The 24,371-nt window shown below is 74.6% G+C and carries 21 protein-coding genes and 1 pseudogene; 12 read left to right on the plus strand and 10 right to left on the minus strand.

Annotated elements, in window-relative coordinates; all coding sequences use genetic code 11:
- Nucleotides 1-49 precede the first annotated feature (49 nt).
- The 4 genes and pseudogenes from ACFWPI_RS02605 to ACFWPI_RS02620 all read right to left on the minus strand — a co-directional run bounded on the left by ACFWPI_RS02605 (nucleotide 50) and on the right by ACFWPI_RS02620 (nucleotide 3,372).
- A complete protein-coding gene (locus ACFWPI_RS02605) occupies nucleotides 50-904 on the minus strand; it encodes a DNA ligase (protein WP_380377090.1) in 855 nt (284 codons plus the stop codon).
- A 90-nt stretch (nucleotides 905-994) separates the two neighbouring features.
- Nucleotides 995-1,873 (minus strand): annotated as a pseudogene (gene ligD / locus ACFWPI_RS02610) (non-homologous end-joining DNA ligase); the annotation flags it as partial.
- Nucleotides 1,874-1,974: 101 nt separating this feature from the next.
- A complete protein-coding gene (locus ACFWPI_RS02615) occupies nucleotides 1,975-2,406 on the minus strand; it encodes a VOC family protein (protein WP_363377462.1) in 432 nt (143 codons plus the stop codon).
- A 27-nt stretch (nucleotides 2,407-2,433) separates the two neighbouring features.
- Nucleotides 2,434-3,372, minus strand: a complete 939-nt coding sequence (locus ACFWPI_RS02620) for a helix-turn-helix domain-containing protein (RefSeq protein WP_380377037.1) — start codon at nucleotides 3,370-3,372, stop codon at nucleotides 2,434-2,436.
- Between the two features lie 173 nt (nucleotides 3,373-3,545).
- Between ACFWPI_RS02620 and ACFWPI_RS02625 the strand changes: the two genes are divergently transcribed.
- Nucleotides 3,546-4,136 (plus strand): pyridoxamine 5'-phosphate oxidase family protein, encoded by a 591-nt coding sequence (locus ACFWPI_RS02625; protein WP_380377034.1) that lies wholly within the window; start codon nucleotides 3,546-3,548, stop codon nucleotides 4,134-4,136.
- A gap of 24 nt (nucleotides 4,137-4,160) precedes the next feature.
- On the opposite strand, the gene ACFWPI_RS02630 is transcribed toward ACFWPI_RS02625, so the two are convergent.
- Nucleotides 4,161-4,517 carry a hypothetical protein gene (locus tag ACFWPI_RS02630; RefSeq protein WP_380377031.1) on the minus strand — a complete coding sequence of 119 codons (357 nt, stop codon included), beginning with the start codon at nucleotides 4,515-4,517 and terminating at the stop codon, nucleotides 4,161-4,163.
- A 288-nt stretch (nucleotides 4,518-4,805) separates the two neighbouring features.
- Entirely contained in the window at nucleotides 4,806-5,201 is a 396-nt protein-coding gene (locus tag ACFWPI_RS02635; protein WP_063350615.1) for a transglycosylase family protein, read from the minus strand.
- A 474-nt stretch (nucleotides 5,202-5,675) separates the two neighbouring features.
- Between ACFWPI_RS02635 and ACFWPI_RS02640 the strand changes: the two genes are divergently transcribed.
- The 6 genes from ACFWPI_RS02640 (at nucleotide 5,676) to ACFWPI_RS02665 (ending at nucleotide 12,606) form a co-directional block, all read left to right on the plus strand.
- Nucleotides 5,676-6,197 carry a universal stress protein gene (locus tag ACFWPI_RS02640; protein WP_363377458.1) on the plus strand — a complete coding sequence of 174 codons (522 nt, stop codon included), beginning with the start codon at nucleotides 5,676-5,678 and terminating at the stop codon, nucleotides 6,195-6,197.
- Nucleotides 6,198-6,252: 55 nt separating this feature from the next.
- Nucleotides 6,253-7,707: a PLP-dependent aminotransferase family protein gene (locus tag ACFWPI_RS02645; RefSeq protein ID WP_380377029.1), complete on the plus strand. Its 1,455-nt coding sequence runs from the start codon at nucleotides 6,253-6,255 to the stop codon at nucleotides 7,705-7,707.
- Between the two features lie 220 nt (nucleotides 7,708-7,927).
- Nucleotides 7,928-8,440, plus strand: coding sequence for a hypothetical protein (locus ACFWPI_RS02650; RefSeq protein ID WP_063350618.1), 513 nt, complete (start codon nucleotides 7,928-7,930; stop codon nucleotides 8,438-8,440).
- A gap of 584 nt (nucleotides 8,441-9,024) precedes the next feature.
- Entirely contained in the window at nucleotides 9,025-10,434 is a 1,410-nt protein-coding gene (locus ACFWPI_RS02655) for a family 2B encapsulin nanocompartment shell protein (RefSeq protein WP_380377025.1), read from the plus strand.
- 215 nt (nucleotides 10,435-10,649) lie between these two features.
- Nucleotides 10,650-11,720 (plus strand): hypothetical protein, encoded by a 1,071-nt coding sequence (locus ACFWPI_RS02660; protein ID WP_380377022.1) that lies wholly within the window; start codon nucleotides 10,650-10,652, stop codon nucleotides 11,718-11,720.
- Between the two features lie 115 nt (nucleotides 11,721-11,835).
- On the plus strand, nucleotides 11,836-12,606 hold the full coding sequence (locus tag ACFWPI_RS02665; protein WP_380377020.1) for a hypothetical protein: 771 nt from the start codon (nucleotides 11,836-11,838) through the stop codon (nucleotides 12,604-12,606).
- Nucleotides 12,607-12,648: 42 nt separating this feature from the next.
- On the opposite strand, the gene ACFWPI_RS02670 is transcribed toward ACFWPI_RS02665, so the two are convergent.
- Nucleotides 12,649-14,988, minus strand: a complete 2,340-nt coding sequence (locus ACFWPI_RS02670; protein ID WP_380378748.1) for a glycosyl hydrolase family 18 protein — start codon at nucleotides 14,986-14,988, stop codon at nucleotides 12,649-12,651.
- Between the two features lie 284 nt (nucleotides 14,989-15,272).
- Between ACFWPI_RS02670 and ACFWPI_RS02675 the strand changes: the two genes are divergently transcribed.
- The 3 genes from ACFWPI_RS02675 to ACFWPI_RS02685 all read left to right on the plus strand — a co-directional run bounded on the left by ACFWPI_RS02675 (nucleotide 15,273) and on the right by ACFWPI_RS02685 (nucleotide 17,758).
- Nucleotides 15,273-15,920, plus strand: a complete 648-nt coding sequence (locus tag ACFWPI_RS02675; RefSeq protein ID WP_380378751.1) for a class I SAM-dependent methyltransferase — start codon at nucleotides 15,273-15,275, stop codon at nucleotides 15,918-15,920.
- Nucleotides 15,921-15,982: 62 nt separating this feature from the next.
- On the plus strand, nucleotides 15,983-16,660 hold the full coding sequence (locus ACFWPI_RS02680) for a hypothetical protein (RefSeq protein ID WP_380378753.1): 678 nt from the start codon (nucleotides 15,983-15,985) through the stop codon (nucleotides 16,658-16,660).
- A gap of 51 nt (nucleotides 16,661-16,711) precedes the next feature.
- On the plus strand, nucleotides 16,712-17,758 hold the full coding sequence (locus ACFWPI_RS02685; RefSeq protein WP_380378754.1) for a hypothetical protein: 1,047 nt from the start codon (nucleotides 16,712-16,714) through the stop codon (nucleotides 17,756-17,758).
- On the opposite strand, the gene ACFWPI_RS02690 is transcribed toward ACFWPI_RS02685, so the two are convergent.
- Nucleotides 17,755-19,986, minus strand: coding sequence for a hypothetical protein (locus ACFWPI_RS02690; protein WP_380378755.1), 2,232 nt, complete (start codon nucleotides 19,984-19,986; stop codon nucleotides 17,755-17,757). The two genes, ACFWPI_RS02685 and ACFWPI_RS02690, sit on opposite strands and share 4 nt — an antisense overlap.
- A gap of 372 nt (nucleotides 19,987-20,358) precedes the next feature.
- On the opposite strand from ACFWPI_RS02690, the gene ACFWPI_RS02695 reads away from it, so the two are divergent.
- Complete coding sequence (locus tag ACFWPI_RS02695; protein ID WP_063350626.1) at nucleotides 20,359-20,946, plus strand: TerD family protein; 588 nt, start codon at nucleotides 20,359-20,361, stop codon at nucleotides 20,944-20,946.
- Nucleotides 20,947-20,995: 49 nt separating this feature from the next.
- Here ACFWPI_RS02695 and ACFWPI_RS02700 read toward each other — a convergent pair whose 3' ends face one another.
- Together ACFWPI_RS02700 and ACFWPI_RS02705 are read right to left on the minus strand one after the other, a co-directional pair.
- Nucleotides 20,996-22,657 (minus strand): ABC transporter permease, encoded by a 1,662-nt coding sequence (locus tag ACFWPI_RS02700; RefSeq protein WP_380378757.1) that lies wholly within the window; start codon nucleotides 22,655-22,657, stop codon nucleotides 20,996-20,998.
- Nucleotides 22,654-23,580 carry an ABC transporter ATP-binding protein gene (locus ACFWPI_RS02705; RefSeq protein ID WP_063350628.1) on the minus strand — a complete coding sequence of 309 codons (927 nt, stop codon included), beginning with the start codon at nucleotides 23,578-23,580 and terminating at the stop codon, nucleotides 22,654-22,656. The genes ACFWPI_RS02700 and ACFWPI_RS02705 overlap by 4 nt, the downstream gene beginning before the upstream one ends.
- Before the next feature lie 68 nt (nucleotides 23,581-23,648).
- On the opposite strand from ACFWPI_RS02705, the gene ACFWPI_RS02710 reads away from it, so the two are divergent.
- The gene (locus tag ACFWPI_RS02710; protein WP_244293549.1) at nucleotides 23,649-24,215 is read left to right on the plus strand and encodes a GbsR/MarR family transcriptional regulator; all 567 of its coding nucleotides are present in this window, start codon (nucleotides 23,649-23,651) and stop codon (nucleotides 24,213-24,215) included.
- Nucleotides 24,216-24,371: the final 156 nt, after the last annotated feature.

The raw sequence follows: 24,371 nt of genomic DNA on the forward strand, positions 1-24,371 counted from the left end.
GCTACGGGGAGCTCCGGGTCAGCCGAGGCCCGAGGTGCACCGGGGGCGGTCAGTCGCCGCGCAGCCGGACGAAGGCGGCGGCGGGCGGGCGGCCGGTGAGGGTCAGTTCGGCGCGCAGTGGGCCGGTGAGGGGGTGGACCGGGCCGTGCTCGGGGTCGGTGACGGGCGGGCCGGCGAGGGGAGCGGCGGCCTCGGCGACCTCGCGGGCCTGGACCGGGGTGAGCCGGGGGGTGCTGAGGAGCACCCGGCCGTCGTCGAGTTCGAGGACGAGGGCGTGCGGACGGGAGGCCGGACCGGTGAAGGCGCGGACGGTGGCGTCGAGGGTGTCGCTGCGGCGGTACTTGACCCAGGCGCGGCCGGCGCCGCGCGGGCGGTAGGGGGAGCCGGCGGCCTTGCAGACCAGGCCCTCGACGCCGGTGTCGGCGAGGCGGGTCATCCAGTCCAGCGCCTCCGCCCGGTCGGTGGTGGCCAGGACCGGCTGGATCGGCGGCGGGACGTCGGCCAGGGCGGCGAGCAGCAGCCGGCGGCGGTCGGTGAGCGGCAGCCGGCGCAGGTCGCGGCCCGGCAGGGCGAGCAGGTCGAAGGCGATCAGGCCGAGGACGACGTCCGGGGCGGCGGCCCGGGCCCGGCGGGTGCGCAGCAGTTCCCCGAAGGCGAACCGGCCGGCCCGCCAGGCGACGAGTTCGGCGTCCAGCACCAGCCCTTCGGGCAGCCGGGCGACGGCGGCGGCGATCGGTGGGAACTCGGGGGCGAGGTCGCGGCCGGTGCGGGACTGCAGGACGGGCGGGCGGGCGCCGCGGGCGAAGGCGACGCAGCGGAAGCCGTCCAGCTTCAGCTCGTACTGCACGCCCGCGCCGCCCAGGCCGTCGGCGGGCGGGACGGCGGTGACGGCGGCGGGGCGCATCACCTCGACGGGCGGGTGGAGCACCTGGCGGGGCTGCTCCTGGTGGTGCTGCTCCTGGCGGGTCTGCTCCTGCCGGGTCGCCGGGCCGGCGGGGAGCGGTCGGGCCCGCTCCGGGTCCAGCAGCGGGGCGAACAGGTCGCCGTTGGCGGCGAGGCGCTCCGGCACCTCGGCGAGGGTGAACACCAGGTCGTCCGCCGTCGCGGCGCGCTCCAGCTCGGCCCAGGACAGCGGGGTGGAGACCGTCGGCAGCGGCCTGGCCCGGAGGGTGTACGGCGCGGCGGTGGTCTTCCTGGCGTTGTTCTGCGACCAGTCGACCAGCACCCGGCCGGCCCGCCGGGCCTTCGCCATGGTGTGCACCACCAGCTCCGGGCGGTCGCCCTCCAGGGCGGCCGCGAGCGCCTTCGCGTACGCCGAGACCCGGGCGCTGGGGGTGGGCTCGATCGGGACCAGCAGGTGCAGGCCCTTGGAGCCGGAGGTCTTCACCCAGGCCGCCAGGCCGTCCGCCGCGAGCCGCTCGCGCAGCAGGACGGCGACGGTGCGGCAGGTGAGGACGGACGCGCCCGCGCCGGGGTCGAGGTCCAGGACGAGGCGGTCGGCGAGCCCGGGTGCGGCCGCGTGCCACTGCGGGACGTGCAGTTCCAGACAGCCCAGGTTGGCGGCCCAGAGCAGTGCGGCGCCGTCGTCGAGGACCACCTGGCGCAGGCCACCGCCGCTGCTCGGCACCTCGACGGTGCGCACCCAGCGCGGGGTGCCGGCCGGCGGGTTCTTGGCGATGAACACCTCGGCCTCCACGCCGTCCGGGCAGCGCAGGAAGGAGACCGGGCGGTCGCGCAGGTGGGGCAGCAGGGCGCCGTGCACGGCGGCGTAGTAGCGCAGCACCTCGCCCTTGAGGGTGCCGGTGCGCGGGTAGTACACCTTGTCGAGGTGGGAGAGCGCGAGGGTGCGCCCGTCCACCGTGAGCTGCGGCATGGGTGCTCTCCGGAGCCTGGGCGGGCCTGTGGGTGGCCCCCGCAGCCAGTCTGCCCGGGCGGCGGCGGGGGCGCAGCCGGTCCACCGGCGTCGGCGGCCGCTCAGCCCCGCGCGGGGGCGGCGGGCCGTGGCGCACCGGGGTAGGTGCCGAAGTACCACTGGTTGCCCTCCGGGTCGGCGGCGGCGAAGTCGCGCGAGCCGTAGTCCGTCTCGGTGAGCGCGGTGGTGATCCGGGCCCCGGCGGCGACGGCGCGGTCGTGCACGGCGTCCGGGTCCGCGGTGACCACGTACGCGGTGAAACCGCCCGGCCGGCCCGGGCAGGGCGCGCCGCCCTCGGGCGTCTCCCGGTCGGAGCCGAGCATCACGCCGCCGCCCTCCGGCCAGGCCAGTTCGGCGTGGGCGACGAACCCGCCCTCACCGTAGGCGACGACCTCCTGGAAGCCGAAGGCGTCGACCAGGAAGCGGATCAGGGCCCGGGCGTCGGTGGCGCGCAGGCTGGGCCAGACCTGCGGGGCGGGGGCGGTGCCGTCCATGGCTGTCTCCTCGGGGGCTCGGGTTGCTTACGCCTCCCACTCTGCGGCCGCCGCAGCCGCCCCGCCTTGGACGTTTCGGAACTTCGCCTCCTCCGGCCCCTCCGCCGCCAGCCATACGCTCGGCGCGGCCCCGGCCAGGGCGCGGAACTCCCGGGCCAGGTGCGCCTGGTCGAAGTACCCGCAGCGGACGGCCAGGTCGCCGAGCAGGGGCGGCGGCGAGGCGGCCAGCAGATGGCGGGCCCGGTCGAAGCGGATCACCCGGGCGGCGGCCTTCGGCGTCAGACCGGTCTCCCGGCGGAACCGCTCCTGGAGGTGCCGGGCGCTCCAGCCGGTCTCCCGGGCCAGCGCCGCCACCGGCAGGGCGCCGTTGCTGCGCCGCAGCGCCCGCCAGGCCCAGCCGACCTCCGGCGGCACCAGCCCGGACGGACGGGCGGCCCGCAGCAGCGTCCCGTCCAGCGCGGCGAAGCGCTCGGACCAGGTGCGCGCGGACTGCAACTGCTCCTGGAGGCGCGGGCCGAGCCGCCCCAGCACCTCCTCCGCCGGGAGGTCGATCCCGGCCAACTCGCCGGCGGGCAGCCCGAACAGCGCCCGGGCGGCCAGCGGGTGCACGGCGATCTGCACGCCGGACTGCCGGCCGTCGTGGGTGATCAGCGCCGGGCCGGTGTGCAGGCCGCCGAGCAGCGTCGGGTAGCTGCCGGGCGGCTGCGCCGGGTCGGGGTGCCCGGCGATCACCAGCGGCTCGTCCAGGGTGAGGATGAACGTCAGGTACGGGGACGGCAGGCCGCGGTGCAGGGCGGGCGGGATGCCGCGCTGTCGGTACCCGGAGTACCAGGCCACGTACGGGCGCAGCGCGGGCGCGGGCCGGGCGCGGACGGCTTCGTCGATCAGGCCGGCGTCGGTGTCTGCGGCCGGGTCTGCGGCCTCGTCGGCCGCGGCTGCGGACGTCTCGGGGGCTTCCGTCGTCACGTTCCCAGTATCGGCGGCCGGTGGGGCGCGTGCCGCAGCGGAGCGGGCGTTCTGGACAAATGCGCACCGGGGCCGCCGAGTTCGGCCGTCCTGCGGGTGCCCCCGGTGGAGCGGCCGTCTCGTTCAGTGGATCATGCTTTCTTGCCAGGCGGGATGCGCGCACACTGATGGGCATGGGAAAGCAGTACGAGAGCATCAACGGCAGGCTGCGGGCGTTCATCGAACGGCAGCCCGTCTACTTCGTCGCGACCGCGCCCGTCTCGACCGACGGGCACGTCAACGTCTCGCCCAAGGGCCGCTCCGGCACGCTCGTGGTGATCGACGAACTCACCCTCGCCTACCTGGACTTCGGCGGATCCACCGCCGAGACGATCGCCCACCTGCGGGAGAACGGCCGGATCACGCTGATGTGGTGCGCCTTCGACGGCCCGCCGACCGTGGTGCGGGTGCACGGCCGGGGCGAGCCGGTGTTCCGCGACGACCCGCGCTTCGCCGGGCTGTTGGGCCGCTTCGACCCGGCCGTCGACGGCTCGGGGCTGCGGGCGATCGTGCTGGTGCGGGCCGAACGGGTCAGCGACTCCTGCGGGTTCGCCGTCCCGCTGATGGACTACCGCGCCGACCGCGAGCTGCACGCGCAGTACTTCGGCCGCAAGGACGAGGAGGAGTTCAACACCTACTGCGAGGGCAAGCAGTACGTCGGCACCAGCATCGACGGCCTGCCTGCTCTCCCGCTGCCGCTCCCGCCCCGGCCGGGCACGCCGTAGGGCCTGGGGGCCGTCAGGCCTGCGCTACGGGCAGGGTTCCTCGACGCGCATCGCGGTCAGGCCGATCACCTGCCCGGTCAGCACCTCGCCGGCCGCCGGGTTCTGCCCGCACACCTGCCACTCCCACTGCACCACCACGACCCGCCCCCGCGGATCGGCGTCCCGCACGCTGACCGGGTACCAGAGGGGCAGCAGCGCCCGTGCCGCCAGGACGGTCTGGCCGCGCAGCTCGGGCATCGGCGGGTGGGGCGGGCTGGGTGCGGGGATCGCGTAGCCGGGCCGGTCGTCCGGCGGCAGCGTGCGGCCGGGATCGGTGTGCGGATCGCAGGCGGCCAGCCCGAGCGAGGCCACGAGCACGAGCAGGGTCCAGGTGCGGCGCATGATCCCCCCGGTGGAATTCGCCTACGGTCCCGGCGAGCCGACCGTACCTGCCGTGCGGTGCGCCGGATCGGTTCGTGACCGGCTCGCGGCCGGAACGTCGCCACCTCGGTACGCGCCGGGGCCCGGCCGGGGCCCCCGGGGAAGCTCGCGCACGAGCGGAACGGGCACCGTGCGGCGCTGCGCGGGCGTGTGGTCGGCCGCAGCGGGCGGGAACGCGACGACGCCGCCGCACCCGGGGAGGGTGCGGCGGCGTCGGGGGCCCTGGACAGGCGGGCCGAGGGGTGGGGACTACTTGCCCAGACCGGCCTTGACGGAGCAGATCGGCCAGGCGCCGGGGCCCTGGGCGGCGAGGACCTTCTCGCCGATGGCGATCTGCTGGTCCTTGGTGGCCTGGTGGGCCTGCGGGGCGTACGCGGTGCCGCCGAAGGCGGCCCAGGTGCTGGAGGTGAACTGCAGGCCGCCGAAGAAGCCGTTGCCGGAGTTGACGGCCCAGTTGCCGGTGGCCTCGCAGGAGGCGACCTTGTCCCAGACGGTGGCCGGCGCGGCGGAGGCGCTGGTGGCCGTGACGAGGCCGGCGACCGGCAGGGCGGTGATCGCCCCGGCCATCAGAGCCATCCGGACGCGGTTGCGGCGCTTCGGGGTGGCGGTGGTGGTGGCAGCGGCAGTCTCGTTACGGAAAGTCATGCGGGTCCTTTCGGAGGGGGCTGCGAGCGTGCGGAACCAGGCCCTCGGAAGGCCGTTGGTTTCGGGGGACACGTTGCTCGCCTGGTCCGGCACCGTTCCGGATCCGGGGCGGTGAGGCCGACCGGAGCGGAGTGCTTGGTGCAACGAGTTCGAAGGTACGGGGGCGATTGAGGCGGTTTCAAGGATTTGGAGGTTTAGGCACGTCAGGGGGCTGTTACCGGTCGTAAGGATCAAGGAAATGACATGATTTGGACCGATTTGCCACCATTTGCAAGATCAAACCACCCGGCGAAGTGGCCTGCGTCACGCCGCATGCCCTGTGAGCCCGCCCACATCGTCGACAGCGCGTGACGGCCCACCAGCCCCCGGTGTCGAAATCGCCGCACCGTCCGGCGCTCCGGGTGGCCCGCGCCACAACCCTCACCGGGAGGGCCCCCTCCGCTCACGCACGGTGGCGGGCATAGCCTCGGGGCCATGAGCAACGAGAGCGATGCAGAGGACGTGGAGGCCGTCGGCGGCGCCGAGGAGCCCGGGGTGGCAGCGGCCCCCGCGGGCTTCGAACTGGGGACGGACGGGCCCAAGGTGATCCTGGCGGGGCTGGACGGCTCCGACTCCTCCTGGCGCGCCACCGCCTACGCCGCCGGGCTGGCCCGCCGGCAGGGCGCCACCCTCGCGGTCGCCTACGTCCAGCCGATCCTGGGTGCGGCCACCGCCCTGGCCGGGGCGGCGGTGGAGGAGACCACCCAGGAGATCGCGGACGAGCTGCTGTCCGCCCTGCGCGAGGCCGAGCACCACGTGAAGGAGGTGTGGCGGGTGGAATGGCGCTTCCTCACCATGCGCGGCGACCCCTATACGGGGCTGGCCAAGCTCGCGGACGAACTGCGCGCCGACGCCGTCGTGGTCGGCGCCTCCGAGCAGGCCGGGCACCGGGTGATCGGCTCGGTCGCCGTCCGCCTGGTGAAGGCGGGCCGCTGGCCGGTCACCGTGGTGCCGTAGCGCGGGCCGGGCCGCCCGGCAGGGGGCCGGGCGGCGGCGGGTAGGGTGCGTGACCATGACGGAAACGCCGGGCGCGCACCCCACCGGGCCCGCCCACCCGACCGGCAGCGACCTGCACCTCGACCTCCCCGCCGTCGGGGGCCGCCGTGCCGCGCTGATGGCGGCCCTGCGCGAGGCGATCCGCAGCGGCCGACTCGCCCCCGGCACCCGGCTGCCGCCGTACCGCGCGCTCGCCGCCGACCTCGGGCTGGCCCGCAACACCGCCGCCGAGGCGTACGCCGAACTCGTCGCGGAGGGCTGGCTGACCGCCCGTCAGGGCTCCGGCACCGCCGTCGCCGAGCGCGCCGAGCCCGTCCCGCCGAGCCCGTCCCCTCGACCCTCCCTGCGGCCGGGGCCCGTCCACGACCTGCGCCAGGGCCAGCCGGACGCCGCGTCCTTCCCGCGCACCGCCTGGCTGGCCGCCGCCCGGCGGGCCCTGACCGCGGCGCCCAACGAGGCCTTCGGGCCCGGTGATCCGCAGGGACGGCCCGAACTGCGCACCGCCCTCGCCGACTACCTGGCCCGCGTCCGCGGAGTGCGCACCGACCCGGACCGGATCGTGGTCTGCTCGGGCTTCGCCCACGCGCTGCGGCTGCTGTTCGCCGGCGGGGCGCCCGCCCTGCCGCCCGAGGCGACCGGGCCGCTGGCCGTCGAGGCGTACGGGCTGGGGTTCCACCGCGGGCTGCTGGCCGCCGCCGGGGTCGCCACCGTGCCCCTTCCGGTCGACGAACACGGCGCCCGGCTCGGCGGGTTGGCGCACCGTCCGGACGTCCGGACGGCCCTGCTCACCCCCGCCCACCAGTTCCCGACCGGCGGACCGCTGCACGCCGGCCGCCGCGCCGCCGTGGTCGACTGGGCGCGCGGGCGCGGCGGCCTGCTGCTGGAGGACGACTACGACGGCGAGTTCCGCTACGACCGCCAGCCGGTCGGCGCCGTCCAGGGGCTCGACCCCGAGCGGGTGGTCTACCTCGGCTCGGTCAGCAAGAGCCTGTCACCGGCGCTGCGGCTCGGCTGGATGGTGCTGCCGGACCACCTGGTCGACCGGGTGCTCGCCGCCAAGGGCGAACGCGAGGGCTGGGCCAGCGCGTTGGACCAGCTGACCCTCGCCGAGCTGATCGACTCCGGCGGCTACGACCGGCACGTGCGGCGGATGCGCCGCCGCTACCGGGAGCGCCGCGACCAGCTGGTGGCCGCGCTGGCGGCGAGCGCCCCGCACGTCGGGGTCTCCGGCGTCGCGGCCGGCCTGCACGCCGTCCTGCGGCTGGAGCCCGGCACCGAGCACGCGGTGCTCCAGGCCGCCGCCCGCCGGGGCCTGGGCCTGGACGGGCTCGCCGACTTCCGGCACCCGGGGATCGGCCCGGAGGCCATGCCGGTCATGGACGGCCTGGTCGTGGGCTACGCCACGCCGCCCGACCACGCCTACCCGGCGGCGCTCGCCGCGCTCTGCGACATCCTGCCGCCGCCCGCCTGAACCGGCCGGGCCAGGGGCGGCCGGACCGGCGCCGGCCCGCCGGGCGACGGGCCTCGGGTGGCCGTCCGGGGCGGCGGGCGAAGCATAGGGCCCCGGGCGGGGGAGTGGGGGCGGAACGCGGCCGGGCTGGTCCACGGTGTCCGCCCCCGACTCGTGCGTCGGTACGGACCGGGGCGGAGCGGGGCAACGGAACCGGTACGGCGCCCTACGCTCCTTGGTCATGCGCAGAACACATTTGAGCCGTGTCGCCCTCGCCGCGTGCCCGGCCCTCGCCGTCGGTCTGCTCCTCTCCGCCACACCCGCCCAGGCCGACACCCCGCTGCCCTTCACGGCCGTCTCCGACCGGCAAACGACCGTCCGGGGCGGCGAGTTCACCCTGACCCTGACGCTCAGCAACCCGTACGACACGCCGATCCAGTTCGTGTACCAGAGCGTTCAGCCGACCTACCAGACCAGTCTGGAGAACGGCCTCAAGTTCGCCGCCACGGCCTGCGGCACCCAGACCAACGGCTGCAGCGACAACGTCCACGGCGGGATCGCGCGGTACAACGTGCCGCTCGCCCCCGGTGCCACCAGCAGCTTCACGGTCACCTACACCGTGGCGCCGGACTCGACCTGCGGCGCGGCGACCAGGATCGACTTCTACTCCTACCTGTACTACGAGTACAAGGGGGGCGAGGCCAAGAACTCCGGCATCGTCGGCATCCCCGGCAGCCAGATCGCCTGCGCCTGACGCATCGCCCGACCGGCGCTGCCCTCGCCGCTTCCCCGTCGCACCCCCACTGCGCATCCCCGATCCCCCGTCAGGTGCCGGCCGCCCCCGTCCCGGCACCTGACGGGCCGTTCGCGTGCCCGGAGCCCGGTGGCGGGCCGGTGCCCATGGTCGGGGCGCAGCTGACCTGCCCCGTTTCGCCGCCCCCGTTGACGATCCGCTCCCGCCGATGTCGTACGGGAGGTACGCCGCCTGTCCGCTTTGTCCGGGCGCGCGGGCGGTCGCGGGCGGGCGTCGGTCGCGCGGGATCCGCGGTGGCGAACGGATGTTCTCGCGACCCGGGGCCCGAGCGGAATGGGACTGCTTCAGATTCACCCTATCGGGGGGTAGTCGGTCTCCGCGCGGGCCCGGCCGGGCGCTGGTGATCTAGGGTTCCCGATGGGCCGCCGGGAGACGGCGGCCGTGATCGCGATGAATCGCCAACACCCCCATCGATACGCGTGTCTGATGATCCGTCATGGCATCAGTCGGGGTGGGCAGGGACGACTCCGTCGCCGTCCGACCCTGACCGCGTGATCCGACCAGATGAATGGAGACCCCTGCCGATGCCCGTGGACACGAGCCCGGAGACAGCGCAGGTCCCGCAGCAGTCCAGCCTCACGACGGCCGCTGCCCGCAACCTTGCCACCACGACCAAGTCCGCACCGCAGATGCAGGAGATCACCTCCCGCTGGCTGCTCAAGGTGCTTCCCTGGGTACAGGCCGCCGGCGGCGCCTACCGTGTCAACCGACGGCTCACCTACACCGTCGGCAACGGTGTGGTCGAGTTCATCAAGACCGGCTCCCAGGTCCGGGTGATCCCCGCCGAACTGGGTGAGCTCGCCCTGCTGCGCGGCTTCGAGGACGAGGAGGTGCTGACCGCCCTCGCCGACCGCTGCGAGCAGCGCGACTTCGGCCCCGGCGAGGTGCTCACCACCCAGGGCGAGGCCGCCGACCGGATCTTCCTGATCGCGCACGGCAAGGTCAACAAGATCGGCACCGGCAAGTACGGCGACGACACCGTGGTCGGCGTGGCCGGCGACGGCGACCGCTTCGGCGACGACGCCCTGCTGAACCCGGACGCCGCCTGGGAGTTCACCGCCACGACCGCCACCGCCGGCGTCGCGCTCACCCTGACCCGCCGCGACTTCGCCGCCATCCGGGACAACTCGCAGAGCCTCCAGGAGCACCTGCTCGGGTTCCTGGCCCTGCCGCAGCAGGCCCAGAACGAGCGCGGCGAGGCCGAGATCGCCATGTCGGCCGGCCACCACGGCGAGTTCGAGCTGCCCGGCGCCTTCGTGGACTACGAGCTCAAGCCCCGCGAGTACGAGCTGAGCGTCGCGCAGACCATCCTCAAGGTCCACACCCGCGTCGCCGACCTGTACAACGAGCCGATGAACCAGGTCGAGCACCAGCTCCGGCTGACCATCGAGGCGCTGCGCGAGCGCCAGGAGCACGAGCTGGTCAACAACCCGGAGTTCGGCCTGCTCAACAACGCCGACTTCGACCAGCGGATCCAGACCCACTCCGGCCCGCCCACCCCGGACGACCTGGACGAGCTGCTCAACCGCCGCCGCGACCCCGACTACCTGCTCGCCCACCCGCGCGCGATCGCCGCGATCGGCCGCGAGTTCAACGCCCGCGGCCTGTACCCCCACCACGTCGACCTCGGCGGGCAGCAGGTGCCGGCCTGGCGCGGGGTGCCGATCCTGCCGTGCAACAAGATCCCGATCACCAAGGAGAACACCAGCTCCATCCTGGTGATCCGTACCGGTGAGGACAACCAGGGCGTCATCGGCCTGCACCAGAACGGCATCCCGGACGAGTACCAGCCGTCGCTGTCCGTCCGCTTCATGGGCATCGACGAGAAGGCGATCATCTCGTACCTGGTCAGCGCCTACTACTCGGCCGCGATCCTGGTGCCGGACGCGGTCGGCGTCCTGGAGAACGTCGAGATCGCGCACCGCCGCCACTGAGGACGGCCGACAAGGGGCCCGGGCCGTAACCGGCCGGCTCGAAGATCGTTTGACCTGATGACGGACGGCCCGCCCCCGGAAGGCGGGCCGTCCGCCTGATCGTGCCTCATCACGTCTGATCGCGTCTGATCACGCCTGCCCGCGTCCTCCTGCGGGCCGGGCGGATCGCCCTGTTCTGATCCCGTCCCTGGCGACCCGAGAGGTGAGTGGAGCCCATGCCGCAGCGCCGGCAGTCCCGACGGATATCGCTGGACGGCGGTGGGGGTGCGGCCTCCGGTCGGCGGACCAGGCTGATCGGCGCCGCGGTCGGCGTGGTCGCGATGTGCGCCCTGGTCGGCGGCGCCTCGGCGTCCGGCACCGAACACCACGGCGGGGAGCAGCCGCACGGCACGACCGTCGACTCGTGTGTCTGCACCGGGACGGACGTGTCGGTGCAGGTCGGGCCGGGCGGGGACGTGAACGTCGGGGTCGACGTGGACGTCCAGGTCGGCGTCACCGTCGCCCCGACGGCCGACGCGCGGCACCAGGGCGCCAGGCCCCCGCACCGGCACCACCCGTGCCGCACGCCGAAGGCCGCGCCCGGACCGGCCTCACCACGACCCTCGGACACCACGGGGTTCCGCCAGCAGCCCGGCCGCCCGGACGACGAGCACGGCGGGGACGGGGGCCATGCCGGGGACGGCGGCCACGGCGGGGACTGGTGGCACGGGGACTGGTGGCACCACCACCATCACCACCCGCACCCCTGCCCGAGCCCGACGGCGACCCCGACGCCGAGCCCCACCCACACGCCCAGCCCCACGCCGACCCCGACGCCGAGCGCTACCCCGACGCCTTCGCCGACGTCGAAGCCCAGTCCGACTCCGGCACCCGTCCCCACGGCGTCGCCGACCCCCGCGCCGACAACGCCGGCTCCCGGCAGGACGCCTGGGCCCACCTCACCGCCGGCGGCGCCCGCGCCTGCTCCGCCGCCCGCGCCGAACCCGCCCGCGCCGAACCCGCCTGCACCCCCGGCGCCGGCCCCGGCGGCACCCGCGCCCCCGCCGGACCCGGTGGCCCCCGGTCCGGCCACGCCGACTCCGGTGCGCCCGAGCCCGCTGTGGCCGACCCCGGCGGCGCAGCCGGTGTACCACGTGCGGGCGGCGCAGCCGCCGGCCCCGCCGCAGCACCACCACAACGCCCCGGCGACGACCACGATGCTGCTGGTCACCGTGCCCGCCATCCTGGCGGCGGCAGCCCTGCGCCCGGGCCGTGGACGCGGCCGCGGCCGTTCCGGGCGGTCCTGACCGCCCCACCGAGGCGGCCCGCCCCGGCCCCCGGTCCGGCCCTGGAGCCCGACCTGCCTGGGGCCGAGTCCGACCCTTTGTTCCGTCACAAGCCGAGCCAGAGAAGGGAGTTCCCATGTCCGAATGGTTGGCGTTGGCCATCGCGATGGCGGCAGCCTGTGCCGTCGTGGTGGCGGTGGTGGTGCTGCGGCACCGCCGGGTGGGCACCGAGAAGAACGTCGACGAGACGCCGGACGTCATCGACTACATCACGATGATGATCGGCGTGGTCTACGCGATCGTCCTCGGTCTCGCCCTCGCGGGCGTCTGGGAGGCGCGCGGCGCCGCCCAGGACGACCTGTTCCGGGAGGCGCAGTCGCTGCAGGAGGTGAGCGACCGGGCGGTGGTCTACCCGGCCGAGTTCCGCGACCAGGTCCGGGCCGACGTGGACGCCTACGTCTCGTACGTGGTGAACGTCGAGTGGGAGTACATGCGCAAGAACGGCGAGATCTCCGACAAGGGCACCGAACTGCTGGACAAGCTGCGGGTGGACGTCGCCACCCGGCCGCCGGCCTCCGAGCTGGAGTCGCAGTCCTACCAGCCGATCATGGACCGGATCAGCCAGGCCGACGACGCCCGCAACTCGCGCGGGCAGAACGCCGGGCCGACCATGCCCGGGGTCGTCTGGTTCGGCCTGATCACCGGTGCCGTGGTGACCGTCGGCATGCTGTTCGCGCTGCAGATCCGGCGCACGCCGAGGGAGTTGGTCCTGGCGGGCTGCTTCAGCGCGCTGATCGCGTTCCTGCTGTTCATGATCTGGGACTTCGACGATCCGTTCGGCCGGAGCGTCTCGGTGACCACCCAGCCGTTCGTCGACCTGTTCCCCTCCCTCGGGCTGAAGGGCTGAGCACGGCTCGCTGAACCTCGCCGAAACACGGTGGGCCGGGCGTCAGCGCAGGCTGCCGTCCATGGAGTTGAGCAGCGTGCCGGAGGCGTCGTCGTTCTCCAGGGAGAAGGCGAACAGGCCGCCGAGGCCCTTGCTCTTGGTGTAGGCCCCGCGCGCCTGGATGGCCTGCGGGGTGTCGCCGGTCCAGAAGTTGGTGCCGTCGTAGACCCAACTGCTCTCGGTGACCGGGTCCCAGTGGGTGGTGGCGGCGGTCGGGTTGAGCTCCTTCCAGGCGGCCAGTCCGGCCTCCTGGCTCAGCGGCTTGGCGGCCGTCGGGCCGGTCGCGCTCTGGTACAGGCCGTAGTTGGAGCCGGCCGGGACGCCCGTCCAGCCGCGCCAGTAGAACGGGATGCCGAGCACCAGCTTGTTGGCGGGGAAGCCGCCGGGGATGCCGTACTCGGGCAGGCCGGTGGTGTACGCGGCGAGCATGGTGTCCACGTTGTACTTGCGGGTGCCGGGGGTGATCGGCGTGGTCGGGTCGGCCGGGCTGTCGTGCAGCGGGTCCTGGTGGTTGGTCGGGCCCTTGGCGTCCCAGGCGCCGTGCATGTCGTAGGACATGACGTCGGCGTAGTCGAGGTAGTTGCCGATCTTGTCGGTCTCCAGCTGGGCGATCTTGTCCTGGCCGCTGGGCAGGGCCGCGGACAGCAGGTAGCGCTTGCCCTGGGCGGAGCCGAGCGCGTCCAGCTGGGTGCGGAACTCCTTGAGCAGGAGGGTGAAGTTCTGCTTGTCGGCGGGGGAGTAGTGGTTGCCGGTGTGGCCGCCGGCCGAGCCCGGGTACTCCCAGTCGAGGTCGACGCCGTCGAAGATGCCGGCTGCCGTGGCCGCGCCGCCGGAGGCGTCGCCCGCGACGCCGGTCGGCAGGTTCCCCTTGAGGAACATGTCGACGCAGGAGGAGACGAAGGTCTTCCGGGAGGCGTCGGTGGCGGCCGCGTCGGAGAAGTACTTGGAGTACGTCCAGCCGCCGATCGAGATGGTGAACCGCAGGTTCGGGTACTTGGCCTTGAGCTGGCGCAGCTGGTTGAAGTTGCCCTTGAGCGGCTGCTCCCAGGTGTCGCTGCTGCCGTCCACGCTGGTGCCGGAGTTGTAGTCGGACTGGTAGTCGGCGTAGGCGTCGCCCGCGCCGTCACCGGCGTTGGGGTTGTTCTCGTTGGTCGAGTCGGAGGCCTTCACCGCCTGGAAGCAGGTGAGCTTGGTGGGGTCGATGTTGGCGAACGCGTAGTGGATGACGTCCAGCTTGCCCGCGGCGCCGCTGGTGTCGACGTTCTTCGGGTAGTACGCGTTCTCGTAGACGCCCCACTGGTCGAAGTAGGCCGAGCGGACGGGCTGTTGGGCGGGGGAGGCGGCCGTCGTGGTGCTCACCGCGGCGGACTGGGCGGAGGCGTGGGAGCCGGAGTAGCCCTGGACGCTGAAGGTGTACGCCTTGCCGGGCAGCAGCGAGCTGACGGCGACGGAGGTGCCCATCGAGGTGGCGACCAGCTGGCCGTTGGACCACACCTTGTAGGCGATCGGGCCGTCGCCGGTGGTCAGGGTGGAGGGCTGCCAGGTGAGCACCACGGCGCCCGCGGTGACCTTGCTGACGGCGACGCCGGTGGGCGTGGTGACCTTGCCGTCCCCGGCCGGGCCGCTGGCGGTGGCCGTCGCGGTCGGGCTGCCGGATCCGGTGGGGCTGCCGCTGGCCGTCGGGCTGCCGCTCGCGGTGGGGCTGGTCGAGGCGGTGGGGCTGCCGGACGCGGTGGGGCTTCCGGAGGCCGTCGGACTGCCGCTTGCGGTGGGGCTGCCGGTGGAGGTGGGCCCGGCCGGGCCGGTGAGGCCGAGGTCGTCGGCGTAGTAGGCGCCGGTGCCGTACCAGCCGTGGGTGAAGACCGTCACCGAGGTGGTGGTGGCGCCGGTGGTGAAGGTGGTGCTCAGCTGGTTCCAGCCGGTGCCGCCGGGCGTCCAGACCGAGGAGTTGACGCCCGTCCCGGTGGCACCGAGGTAGACGTAGCTGCCCTGGACGAAGCCGGACAGGGTGTACGTGGTGTTCGGCTGGACGGTGACGGTCTGCTGGCACTGCGCGGTGTCGGAGGCCGAGGCCGCGCCGCTGAGCGCGTAACTCCCGCCGTGCACCGGGGTGGTGACGACGGAGCCGTTGGCGCAGGTCCAGCCGGTCAGGGTGCCGGCCTCGAAGTCGCCGTTGGCCAGCAGGTTCACCGGGGCGGCCGAGGCGGGGCTGAGGGTCAGGGCGAGGGCGGCGCCGCTGGTGCTGAGCGTGGCGGCGAGGGCCAGGGCCATGGCCCGTCTGCGCGGAGCGGTCCGGCGCCCGGCGGCCTGGGCGGGCCGTGCGGGCATGACGCGGTCGTGCATGCGGTGTGTCCTCCGGATGTGTGGGGGTTCCGGCGGTGCGTGGCCCGGGTGGGCCGGGGGAGCCGCCCGGGCGCTGTGGGGGCGCGCGGGCAGGTGGAGCGTGCCGACGTACGGACGGCGGGCGCGGCGGGCCGGCTGACCCGCTCGCGTCACGACATCACAGATTGGACTGGACCAATATTCGCCGTCAAGGGTGTCCGCCCGCTGGACCGTTCCGGGCCGCCGCCGCCCGGGCCCGGTAGGTTGACCGCTGCGGAGCAGGCCCGCCGAACGGAGGACTCGCCATGGACAGCCAGGACTGGGACGACCGCTACGCCGCGACCGAGCTGGTGTGGGGCGCCGAGCCCAACCGCTGGGTGGTCCGCGAACTGGCCGGCCTCACCCCGGCCCACGCCCCCGGCCACGTCCTCGACCTGGCCGCCGGCGAAGGCCGCAACGCCATCTGGCTGGCCGGCCGGGGCTGGGAGGTCACCGGGCTGGACTACTCCGCCGTCGCCCTGGAACGCGCCGAGCGGCTCACCGCCGACCTGCCCGACGAGGTCGCCGACCGGCTCACCTGGCGGCACGGCGACGCCCGCACCTTTGAGGCCCCCGCCGCCGGCTACGACCTGATCCTGGTCGTCTACCTCCAAGTCCCCGCCCAGGACCGGCGGACCGCGCTGCGCCGCGCCGCCGCCGCGCTCGCTCCCGGCGGCACCCTGCTGGTGGTCGGGCACGACCTGAGCAACCTCACCGAGGGCGTCGGCGGCCCGCAGGACCCGGCCGTGCTGTTCACCCCGGAGGACGTCCTCGCCGACCTCGCCGACCGCGGCCTGCGCACCGTCCGGGCCGAACGGGTGCACCGGACGGTCGGCCCGGAGCCCGGGCACAAGGGCGAGGGCGACGGCGTCGCGGTCGACGCGCTGGTGCGCCTGGAGCGGGGTGCCGAGTGATGACGGGGCGCCGAGTGGCGGGAGACCAGGTGGCGGGGGGCCAGGTGAGGGGAGGCCGAGTGATGGAGCACCGAGTGGCGGCTCGGCCGGCCCGGCGCACCCTGCTCACCGGCCTGGCGATCGCCGCTCCGGTGGTGCTGGCGGGCTGCTCGGCCTCCTCCGGCAAGGCCGGCAAGAAGGCGGGCAAGGAGGCCGCCGCGGCCAGGGCGAGCGACGCGGGCGGCGAGGCCCTGGTGATGATCATCCGGCACGGCGAGAAGCCGGACGGCAGCCACCCGGGGCTGGACGAGAACGGCGGCCACGACGGCAAGTCCCTGACCGAGCGCGGCTGGTCCCGCGCCCGGGCGCTGCCCACCCTGTTCGCCCCGCCCGCCCCCGGCCTGCGCACCCCCGCCCGGATCCTCGCCGCCACCGACCAGGGCCCGCTGGCCGGGGCGCACCGGATGCGGCAGACCGTCACCCCGCTGGCCGCCAAGCTCGGGCTGACCGTCGACACCGGGTACGCCGAGTCCCAGGAGACGGCGCTGGCCGGCGCCGCCCTGGCCGGGCCCCAGCCGGTGCTGATCTGCTGGGAGCACTCGCGGATCCCGCGGATCGTCGAGGCGCTCGGCGCCGCCGGCAGCGGCGCGCCCGCCACCTGGCCGGACCGCTTCGACCTGGTCTGGGTGTTCGCCCGCCCGGCCGGCGGGGCCTGGACCTTCCAGGAGGTCCGCCAGCACCTGCTGGACGGCGACGCCTGATCCGCCTGCCGGCGTACGCAATGTGACGAAGTGTCAACTAGCTTGTGAGTCATGAGGACTCGCACGTTCTTCGTCGCCGCGGCCGTCGCGGCGCTGCTGCTGTCCGGCTGCGCCGAATCCGGCTCCGGGGGCGGGCCGCAGCCCCGGCCGACCCGGGCCAGCGGCGCGCCGCCGACCGGGGGAGAGCGCCGGGCCGACGGTGCCGAACTGCTCTACCGGGCCGAGGCCGGTCGCAGCGCCCAGAACCCCGCCTTCGCCCCGGACGGCCGCTCGGTGCTGCTGACCGAGTTCAGCGAGGGCTACAACAAGGGCGCCGCCGCCCTCGGGGTGCTGCCGCTGGACGGCGCCCGCACGCCGCAGAAGGTCCTGGAGGATCCCGACAAGGCCGCCGTCAACCTCCCGGGCACCAGCTGGAACGCCGCCACCGGCGCCTTCACCTTCGCCACCGACCGGGAGTCCGGCCACGACGAGGTCTGGCTGATGACACCCGGCGGCAGCCCCGAGCGGGTCACCCGGCACGAGGACGGCAGCGGCTACAGCGAGCCGAGCTTCTCCCCGGACGGCGCCTGGATCGTCTTCCAGCAGAGCTGGGAGCCGGAACACGCCGCCGTGCACGGCGACGACGCCGAACAGGACTCGCTCTGGAAGGTCCGCCGCGACGGCGGCGCCCCGGTCCGGCTGGTCGACGGCAAGGGCACCGGCACCGACAACCGGCAGCCGAACTGGTCGCCCCGGGGCGACCGGATCGTCTTCCAGCGGCGTGCCGCCGGCAGTGAGAACTGGGCGCTGTGGACGGTCGGCGCGGACGGCACCGGCCTGCGCCAGGTCACCGACGTGCCGGGCGAGCACACCGATCCCACCTGGTCCCCGGACGGCCGGTACCTGGTGTTCTCCTCCAACCTCGGCGACCTGCCGAACGCCCAGGTCTTCGTGGTCGCGGCCGACGGCGGCCGCCCCGTCCGGGTGACCGGCGACGACGGCTCGTACGACGGCGCGCCGAGCTGGTCCCCGGACGGGAAGTGGATCGCCTTCGAGTCCGCCCCGGGCGGCGAGGCCAACCCCGCCGCCCTCTGGCGCATCCCCGCGCCCGCGCTTTAGCTCGCCGCCACCGTCACCGTCACGACCGAGTACTGCACGACGGTCAGCGGCACGCTGACCGTCGCTCCCGTGACGGTGTACGGGACGGGCTTGGGCGTCGGGTCGGTGCCGTCCGGGGTGGCGACGGTGACGGCCGTGACGGCGGCGCCGGCGGGGAGGGCGTAGGAGAGCGTGCAGTTGGCGGGCGTGGTGCGGAAGGCCGCCGGGGTGTCGCCGAAGTTGGTGAAGTTCACCAGGTGGACGACGGTGTCGTTGCCGAGCCGCCGCGCGTCCAGGAAGATCCGGCGGTCCCCGGCCAGGGTGACGGCGGGCGGTGCGGACTGGCGGACGGGGGCGAGCAGTTGGTCGGCCGAGGCCTGGTCGGTCTTGGTGAGGTAGCTGAGCCCGGCCCGGTTGCGGACGTACCAGCAGGTGCCGCTGCCGTAGGCGTTCTGCTTGGCGGCCGGCAGCGGGCTTCCGCGGCGCAGCCCGAGCACGTCGGAGAGGGCGAACTCGGTTCGCTGGCCGCCCAGTTCGTCGAGCGCGGTGGGCGCCGGGCCGGTGATCACGATCGTCCCGCCGGCCGCGACGAAGCCCCGCAGCACGGCCGCCTCGGCGTCCGAGACCGCCTGGAGGTCGGGCAGCAGCAGCACCTTGAACCGGGCCAGGTCGGCGGCGGCCAGGCCGGGGCTGGGCACCGTGTCGAACGGGATGTGCGCGTACACCAGCGCCTTCACCGCGCCCCGGAACTCGCCCAGCCAGGGGACGGAGGCGCAGCTCTGCTCCGGGTCGTCGCCGCCCCACCAGTCGGCGATCCCGGCCGGCGCGGTCGCGTTGACGTACATCCCGATGCCCGCGCCCGGGCTGACGTAGTCCCGGGACGGGCTGGAGTGGTAGACGCCGACCTGGGCGGTCGAGGCGGCGTTGTAGAGCCGCTCCTGGTTGGTCTGGACGAAGCGGTACATCCGGGCGCGCATCGCCGCGTCCACGGTGTCGTTCTTGTACGGCGTCTTCACCTCGTAGGGGTTGCAGCCGGCCGCGATCAGCTGGGACATCACCAGCGAGGCGTCGTCGGCCTGCCAGCCGTAGGAGAACGCCCAGGCGGGCTTGGTGCCGCTGGCGCCGCGCGCGTACTTGTACATCGAGATGAGACAGACCCAGTCGGAGGCGGTGGCGTGCCGCATGCCGTCGTAGTTGCCGAGGATGTCCACCTCCCAGACCTGGCTGACGGCGCCCTCGGCCTGGCGCAGGTAGCCGCCGTCCAGGCCGATCGAGGTGGCGTAGCGGTAGTCCATCGAGACGGTCTCGACGAAGGTGACCAGGTCGGGGTTGACCGCGCGCCCGGCGGCGGCGATGTCGAGCTGGAACTGGAGCAGGTTGCGGTGGCGCCATTCGACGTAGCGGCGGAACACCGGGTCGGCGAAGTCGGCGGCCTTGGGCAGGGCGAGGCCGGTGTCGGCCTTGAAGGCGGCCGTGCCCCAGGTGGAGGCGTCGCACCAGGAGAGCACGCCGTCGAAGTAGATCGGGACGTCCGGCCAGATGCCGTCCACACCGGTGGCGGCCACGCCCTTGATCCGCTTGAGGTAGTAGTCCCGCCAGGGCGAGTTGGGGCTGAGCCAGACGCTCTCGTCGCCCGGGTCGACCCAGACCACCACGCTGCCGTAGAACACGTTGGGCTTTCCGGCGAGGTCGCGCTGCACCCAGGCGCCGCCCTGGTCGTTCTTGTAGAACGAGCGGCCCTTCTCGCCGCCGGGGGAGATCAGCTCCAGGGAGGGGTAGTACATGACGACCTTGAGGCCGGCGGCGTGCGCCAGGCCGGTGAAGGTCTTCACCTCGGCCATGTGGGCCGCGAACTCGGCGTCGGTGAGCCAGTTGGAGAGCAGGGTGTCGAGCTCGATGACGCTGACGTTCTGCGCCTTCAGGGCGTCGACGGCGCTCTGCATGTCGGCGGGCTCGTTGAAGGTGCCGTCGCCGACGCGGGCGAACCGGGCCCAGTCCGGCCAGGGCTGCGCCGTGGCGGCGGTGCCCGGGAGGGGTGCGGGTGCGGGCGCGGACTCCGGTACGGGCGCGGACTCCGGTACGGGCGCGGGCTCCGGGGTGGCGGCCCAGGCCTGGCCGCCGGGCAGCAGGCGGACGGCGGCGAGCGCCCCGCCGGTGCCCAGGCCGGCCCGCAGCAGGCGGCGGCGGCCGAGGCGCGAGGTGGTGGCGGCGGTGGCGGGTGCGGGCGGTGTTCCTTCGTGCTCGGACATGGTGGTCCCCCCAGCGTGGGTTGGCGGATCACGGGAACGTGCGCGGAACGCTCGGTGCGTCGGCGGCCGTTCTCCCGGTCGGCGGCGCCTCCGAGCCGACCCTAGACCGCGTGCCGCCCGCCTGTTCGGCCCCTGTTCGCGGCTACGCCAGACGTCGGATCGCCGGTTGCCAGGTTGACCGAGCCGGATTGCGCGCCCGCCCCGCGCAAGCTCCTCCCCGGGGCGCTTGACAGTGTGCAGACCGCCCCCGGTGGTGACGGCGGGGGGAGCGCGGGGTAGGGGTGCGGGGAGCGCGCCGGTCGGATGATCATAGAAGTTCGACAGTGCTGTAGATTCACGGCACGGAGCGGCGGCAGGGACGAGGAGGGCACGATGAGCGTTTCGCTGGCCAAGGGGCAGAAGATCAGCCTGGAGAAGCCGGGCGGCGGTCAGCTGAGTGTGGTCCGGATGGGCCTGGGCTGGAAGGCCGCGCAGCCCAAGGGCTTCTTCGCCAAGCTGCTGGCCGCCGGTCGGGAGATCGACCTGGACGCCTCGGCGGTGCTGTTCTCCCAGGGGCGGCCGGTGGACGTGGTCTTCTTCCAGCACCTCAACAGCAATGACGGTTCCGTCCGGCACAGCGGCGACAACCTGGTCGGCGGCGCGGGCGACGCGACCGACGACGAGTCGATCACCGTCGACCTGACCAAGATGGCCGCCGAGGTCGACCAGATCCTCTTCACCGTCAACTCCTTCACCGGCCAGACCTTCCAGGAGGTCGAGGCGGCCTTCTGCCGGCTGGTCGACGAGCAGACCGGCGCCGAACTGGCCCGGTACACGCTCACCGGGGGCGGCCCGTACACCGCGCAGATCATGGCCAAGGTGCAGCGCACGCCCACCGGTTGGCAGATGACCGCGATCGGGCAGCCGGCCAGCGGGCGGACCTTCCAGGACCTGATGCCGGAGCTGGTCAAGCACCTGTGACCCGGTCCGGGGCCGGCCCGCCGCGGCCGGCCCGTCGCGGGCCTCGATGTCAGCGCACTTCCAGGTCGCGGCGCCGGAACCCGGCCAGCGCCAGGGCGATCAGGGCGGCCGCGACCAGGGTGAGCGCCGCGAGCGGCGTCCAGTCCATGGCGGCTGCCGGGAGCCGGGGCACCTGCCCGAACGGGGAGAGCCGGTCCAGGCCCGCCGGGAGCTTCAGCAGCGGGCCCAGGTACCCGATCACGAACGCGTACGCCGGCACCAGCCAGGCCAGCTGCGTCGCCCGGGGCAGCCAGCCGTACACGGTGGCGGCGAAACCCACCGTCACCCACTGGGCGGGCGCGAACGCCAGGGCCGCGCCGACCAGTCGCGCGAACGCGCCGGCGTCACCGGTGGACAGCGCCCCGGCCAGGCCGAAGCCCACCCCCGCCGCGAGCAGCACCGCGGTCGAGCCCAGCAGCGCCGCCGCCAGGTGCCCGCCCAGCCAGCCGGACCGGGACACCCCGGTGGCCAGCACCGGCTCGGCCCGCCCGGCGCTCTCCTCGGCGCGCGGGCGCAGCGTCGCCAGCACCGCGTAGACCGCGCCGACCACCGCCACCACCAGCAGGGTCATCGCGGCGAAGGAGTCGGTGAGCGAGCGGCCGCCGAGCCGGGCGAGGGCCTCCTTCAGCTGGTCGACGTCCTTGACCATCGCGTCGGCGCCGCCCAGCAGTGACCCGTACATCGCGCCGAGCAGCAGCAGCGCGACCGCGAAGCCGCCCAGCAGGCCGCGGTGCAGGCGCAGGGCGAGGCCGAGCGGGGTGCCGAGGGCGGGGCGCGCGGTGGGCGGCCCCGGACGGGCGGCGCGCAGGCCGGCGCCCACGTCCCGGCGGGTGCTCAGCGCGAAGCCGGCCGCGCCGGTGACGACGGTCAGGGCGAGCGCGGGCAGCAGCGGCCACCAGCGGTCGTCCACGAAGGGGTAGCTGCGCTGGAGCCAGCCGATAGGGGAGGCCCAGGAGAGCCCGTTCGACCCGGCGTCCCCGGCCGCGCGCACCGCGTAGGCGGCGCCGAGCACCGCGAGGGCCAGCCCGGAGGCCGTCCGGGCGTGCGCGGTGACCTGGACGGCGACGGCGGCGACCGCCGCGAACAGCAGTCCGGCGGCGGTGGTCGCGGCCCCGAACAGCAGCGCGCCGCCGGTGCCGAGCCCGGGGACGCCGAGGGCGGGCAGCCCGGCGGCGAGCAGCAGGCCGAGCGCGAGGTCGGCGACGGCGGCGGCGCCCAGGGCGGCCGCGAGCTGGGCGTGTCGGCCGACGGCGGCGGAGCGGACCAGCTCGGCCCGCCCGCTCTCCTCCTCGGCCCGGGTGTGCCGGGCGACGGTCAGCACGCTCATCAGCCCGGCCAGCACCGCCAGCAGGCCGAGCAGCCGGTGGCCGAGCATGGCGCCCCAGGTGTAGTCGGCCAGGTAGTGCCCGGGGCCGGTCATGGCGAGGACGGCTGAGCCGGCGGAGGCGTGGGCGATCGAGGCGCGGTCGGCGGCGGTCGGGTAGAGGGTGTGCACGCTGTTGGCGCTGGCGAGGGTGAGCAGGCCGAGGCCGAGCACCCAGGCGGAGAGGCGGAGCCGGTCGCGGCGCAGGGCGAAGCGGAGCAGCGTGGCGGTGCCGGCCAGGGTGGTGTGCGGGCGTGGCGGGCGCGGGGCCGTGGCGGGCGCGCTGGTCGCGGTGGTGGTGGCGGTCATCGGGCGGCCTCGCCGTCGAGCGGGTGCCCGTTGGCGGCCAGCTCGTCGCCGTAGTGGCGCAGCATCAGCTCCTCCAGCGTGGGCGGGTGGCTGACCAGGCTGCGCAGTCCGGCCTCGCCGAGGCGGCGGATGGCGGCGTCCAGGTGGGCGCCGTCCACGGCGAAGTGCACCCGGGCGCCCTCGGTGCGGACGGCGTGCACGCCCTCCAGCGTCTCCAGTCCGGTGACGGGGCGGTGGGTCTCGGCCTCGACCGTGGTGCGGGTGAGGTGGCGCAGTTCGCCGAGGCTGCCGGTCTGCACCACCCGGCCGTGGCGGATGATGCTGACCCGGTCGCCGAGCTTCTCCACCTCGTCCAGGATGTGGCTGGACAGCAGGACGGTCCGCCCCTGCCGCCGGGCCTGGAGGACGACGTCCTGGAAGACCACCTCCATCAGCGGGTCGAGGCCGGAGGTCGGCTCGTCGAGCAGCAGCAGTTCGGCGTCGGAGGCGAGCGCGGCGACGATGGCGACCTTCTGCCGGTTGCCCTTGGAGTAGCTGCGGCCTTTCTTGGTGGGGTCGAGGTCGAAGCGCTCGATCAGCTCGTCGCGGCGGCGGCGGTCGAGCCGGCCGCGCAGCCGGGAGAGCAGGTCGATGGCCTCGCCGCCGGTGAGGTTGGGCCACAGTTCGACGTCGCCGGGGACGTAGGCGAGGCGGCGGTGCAGTTCGACGGCGTCGTGCCAGGGGTCCTTGCCGAGCAGTCGGGCGCTGCCGCCGTCGGCGCGCAGCAGACCGAGGAGCACCCGGATGGCGGTGGACTTCCCGGCGCCGTTGGGCCCCAGGAATCCGTGCACCTCGCCGGTCTCGACGGTGAGGTCGAGGCCGTCCAGCGCGGTGGTCCGGCCGAAGGTCTTGCGCAGGCCGGTCAGGGTGATTGCCTTCGTCATGATGCTGAAGCTACCGTAGTTTCAGAAAAACGTGAATATTGGGAAGGCGTTAAAGTTCAGTCGAGTTGTTGATCACCGGAGAGGGGAAGGCGCGCGTGGTGGAGCGGGAAGCGGAGCAGGGGCGCGACGAGCAGGCGGTGTCGGACTTCGTCGAACGGTTCGCGGCCGAGCTGGCGTCCGCGGGCATGGGCCGGATGCCGTCCCGGCTCTTCTCCTGCCTGATGGCCGAGGAGAGCGGCGTGCTGACCTCCGCCGAGCTCTCCGAACGGCTGCGGATCAGCCCGGCCGCAGTGTCCGGCGGGATGCGCTACCTCATCCAGATCGGCCTGGCCGCCAAGGAACGCGAGCCGGGCTCGCGGCGCGACCGCTACCGGGTGCTGAACGACGTCTGGTTCGAGTCGCTGACCCGGCGCGACGAGTACCTGCTGCGCTGGGTGCGGGTGCTCAGGGACGGCGAGGCCACCGTCGGCGCGGGCACCGTCGCGGGGGCGCGGCTGGGGGAGAGCGCGGCCTTCTTCGCGTTCATGGTGGACGAACTGCACGGCATGCTCGCGCGGTGGCGGGTGCACCGGGAGGGGCTGGGGCCGGGGGCGCTGCCGGGGGCCGGGGCCGGCGCCGGGTCGGATCCGGCGTAGGGCTCGGTCTCGGTCTCGGTCTCGGGAGCGTAGCGGGCGGGGCGGGGAACGCGGACGGGCCCCCCCCCCCGGGGGGGGGCGCGGGGGGGGGAGGGGTGGGCCGGGGGGGGGGGGGGGGCGGCGCGGGGGTGGGCCCCCCCGGGGGTGCGGGGCCGG

Origin of the sequence: Kitasatospora sp. NPDC058492 (assembly GCF_042720685.1) — a bacterium.
Taxonomy (GTDB): Bacteria; Actinomycetota; Actinomycetes; order Streptomycetales; family Streptomycetaceae; genus Kitasatospora.

Coding starts and splice junctions, on each gene's coding strand:
- ACFWPI_RS02605 (WP_380377090.1), bottom strand. CDS start 904: ATGCGCCCCGCCGCCGTCACCGCCGTCCCGCCCGCCGACGGCCTGGGC.
- ACFWPI_RS02615 (WP_363377462.1), bottom strand. CDS start 2,406: ATGGACGGCACCGCCCCCGCCCCGCAGGTCTGGCCCAGCCTGCGCGCC.
- ACFWPI_RS02625 (WP_380377034.1), top strand. CDS start 3,546: ATGGGAAAGCAGTACGAGAGCATCAACGGCAGGCTGCGGGCGTTCATC.
- ACFWPI_RS02630 (WP_380377031.1), bottom strand. CDS start 4,517: ATGCGCCGCACCTGGACCCTGCTCGTGCTCGTGGCCTCGCTCGGGCTG.
- ACFWPI_RS02635 (WP_063350615.1), bottom strand. CDS start 5,201: ATGACTTTCCGTAACGAGACTGCCGCTGCCACCACCACCGCCACCCCG.
- ACFWPI_RS02640 (WP_363377458.1), top strand. CDS start 5,676: ATGAGCAACGAGAGCGATGCAGAGGACGTGGAGGCCGTCGGCGGCGCC.
- ACFWPI_RS02645 (WP_380377029.1), top strand. CDS start 6,253: ATGACGGAAACGCCGGGCGCGCACCCCACCGGGCCCGCCCACCCGACC.
- ACFWPI_RS02650 (WP_063350618.1), top strand. CDS start 7,928: ATGCGCAGAACACATTTGAGCCGTGTCGCCCTCGCCGCGTGCCCGGCC.
- ACFWPI_RS02655 (WP_380377025.1), top strand. CDS start 9,025: ATGCCCGTGGACACGAGCCCGGAGACAGCGCAGGTCCCGCAGCAGTCC.
- ACFWPI_RS02660 (WP_380377022.1), top strand. CDS start 10,650: ATGCCGCAGCGCCGGCAGTCCCGACGGATATCGCTGGACGGCGGTGGG.
- ACFWPI_RS02665 (WP_380377020.1), top strand. CDS start 11,836: ATGTCCGAATGGTTGGCGTTGGCCATCGCGATGGCGGCAGCCTGTGCC.
- ACFWPI_RS02670 (WP_380378748.1), bottom strand. CDS start 14,988: ATGCACGACCGCGTCATGCCCGCACGGCCCGCCCAGGCCGCCGGGCGC.
- ACFWPI_RS02675 (WP_380378751.1), top strand. CDS start 15,273: ATGGACAGCCAGGACTGGGACGACCGCTACGCCGCGACCGAGCTGGTG.
- ACFWPI_RS02680 (WP_380378753.1), top strand. CDS start 15,983: ATGGAGCACCGAGTGGCGGCTCGGCCGGCCCGGCGCACCCTGCTCACC.
- ACFWPI_RS02685 (WP_380378754.1), top strand. CDS start 16,712: ATGAGGACTCGCACGTTCTTCGTCGCCGCGGCCGTCGCGGCGCTGCTG.
- ACFWPI_RS02690 (WP_380378755.1), bottom strand. CDS start 19,986: ATGTCCGAGCACGAAGGAACACCGCCCGCACCCGCCACCGCCGCCACC.
- ACFWPI_RS02695 (WP_063350626.1), top strand. CDS start 20,359: ATGAGCGTTTCGCTGGCCAAGGGGCAGAAGATCAGCCTGGAGAAGCCG.
- ACFWPI_RS02700 (WP_380378757.1), bottom strand. CDS start 22,657: ATGACCGCCACCACCACCGCGACCAGCGCGCCCGCCACGGCCCCGCGC.
- ACFWPI_RS02705 (WP_063350628.1), bottom strand. CDS start 23,580: ATGACGAAGGCAATCACCCTGACCGGCCTGCGCAAGACCTTCGGCCGG.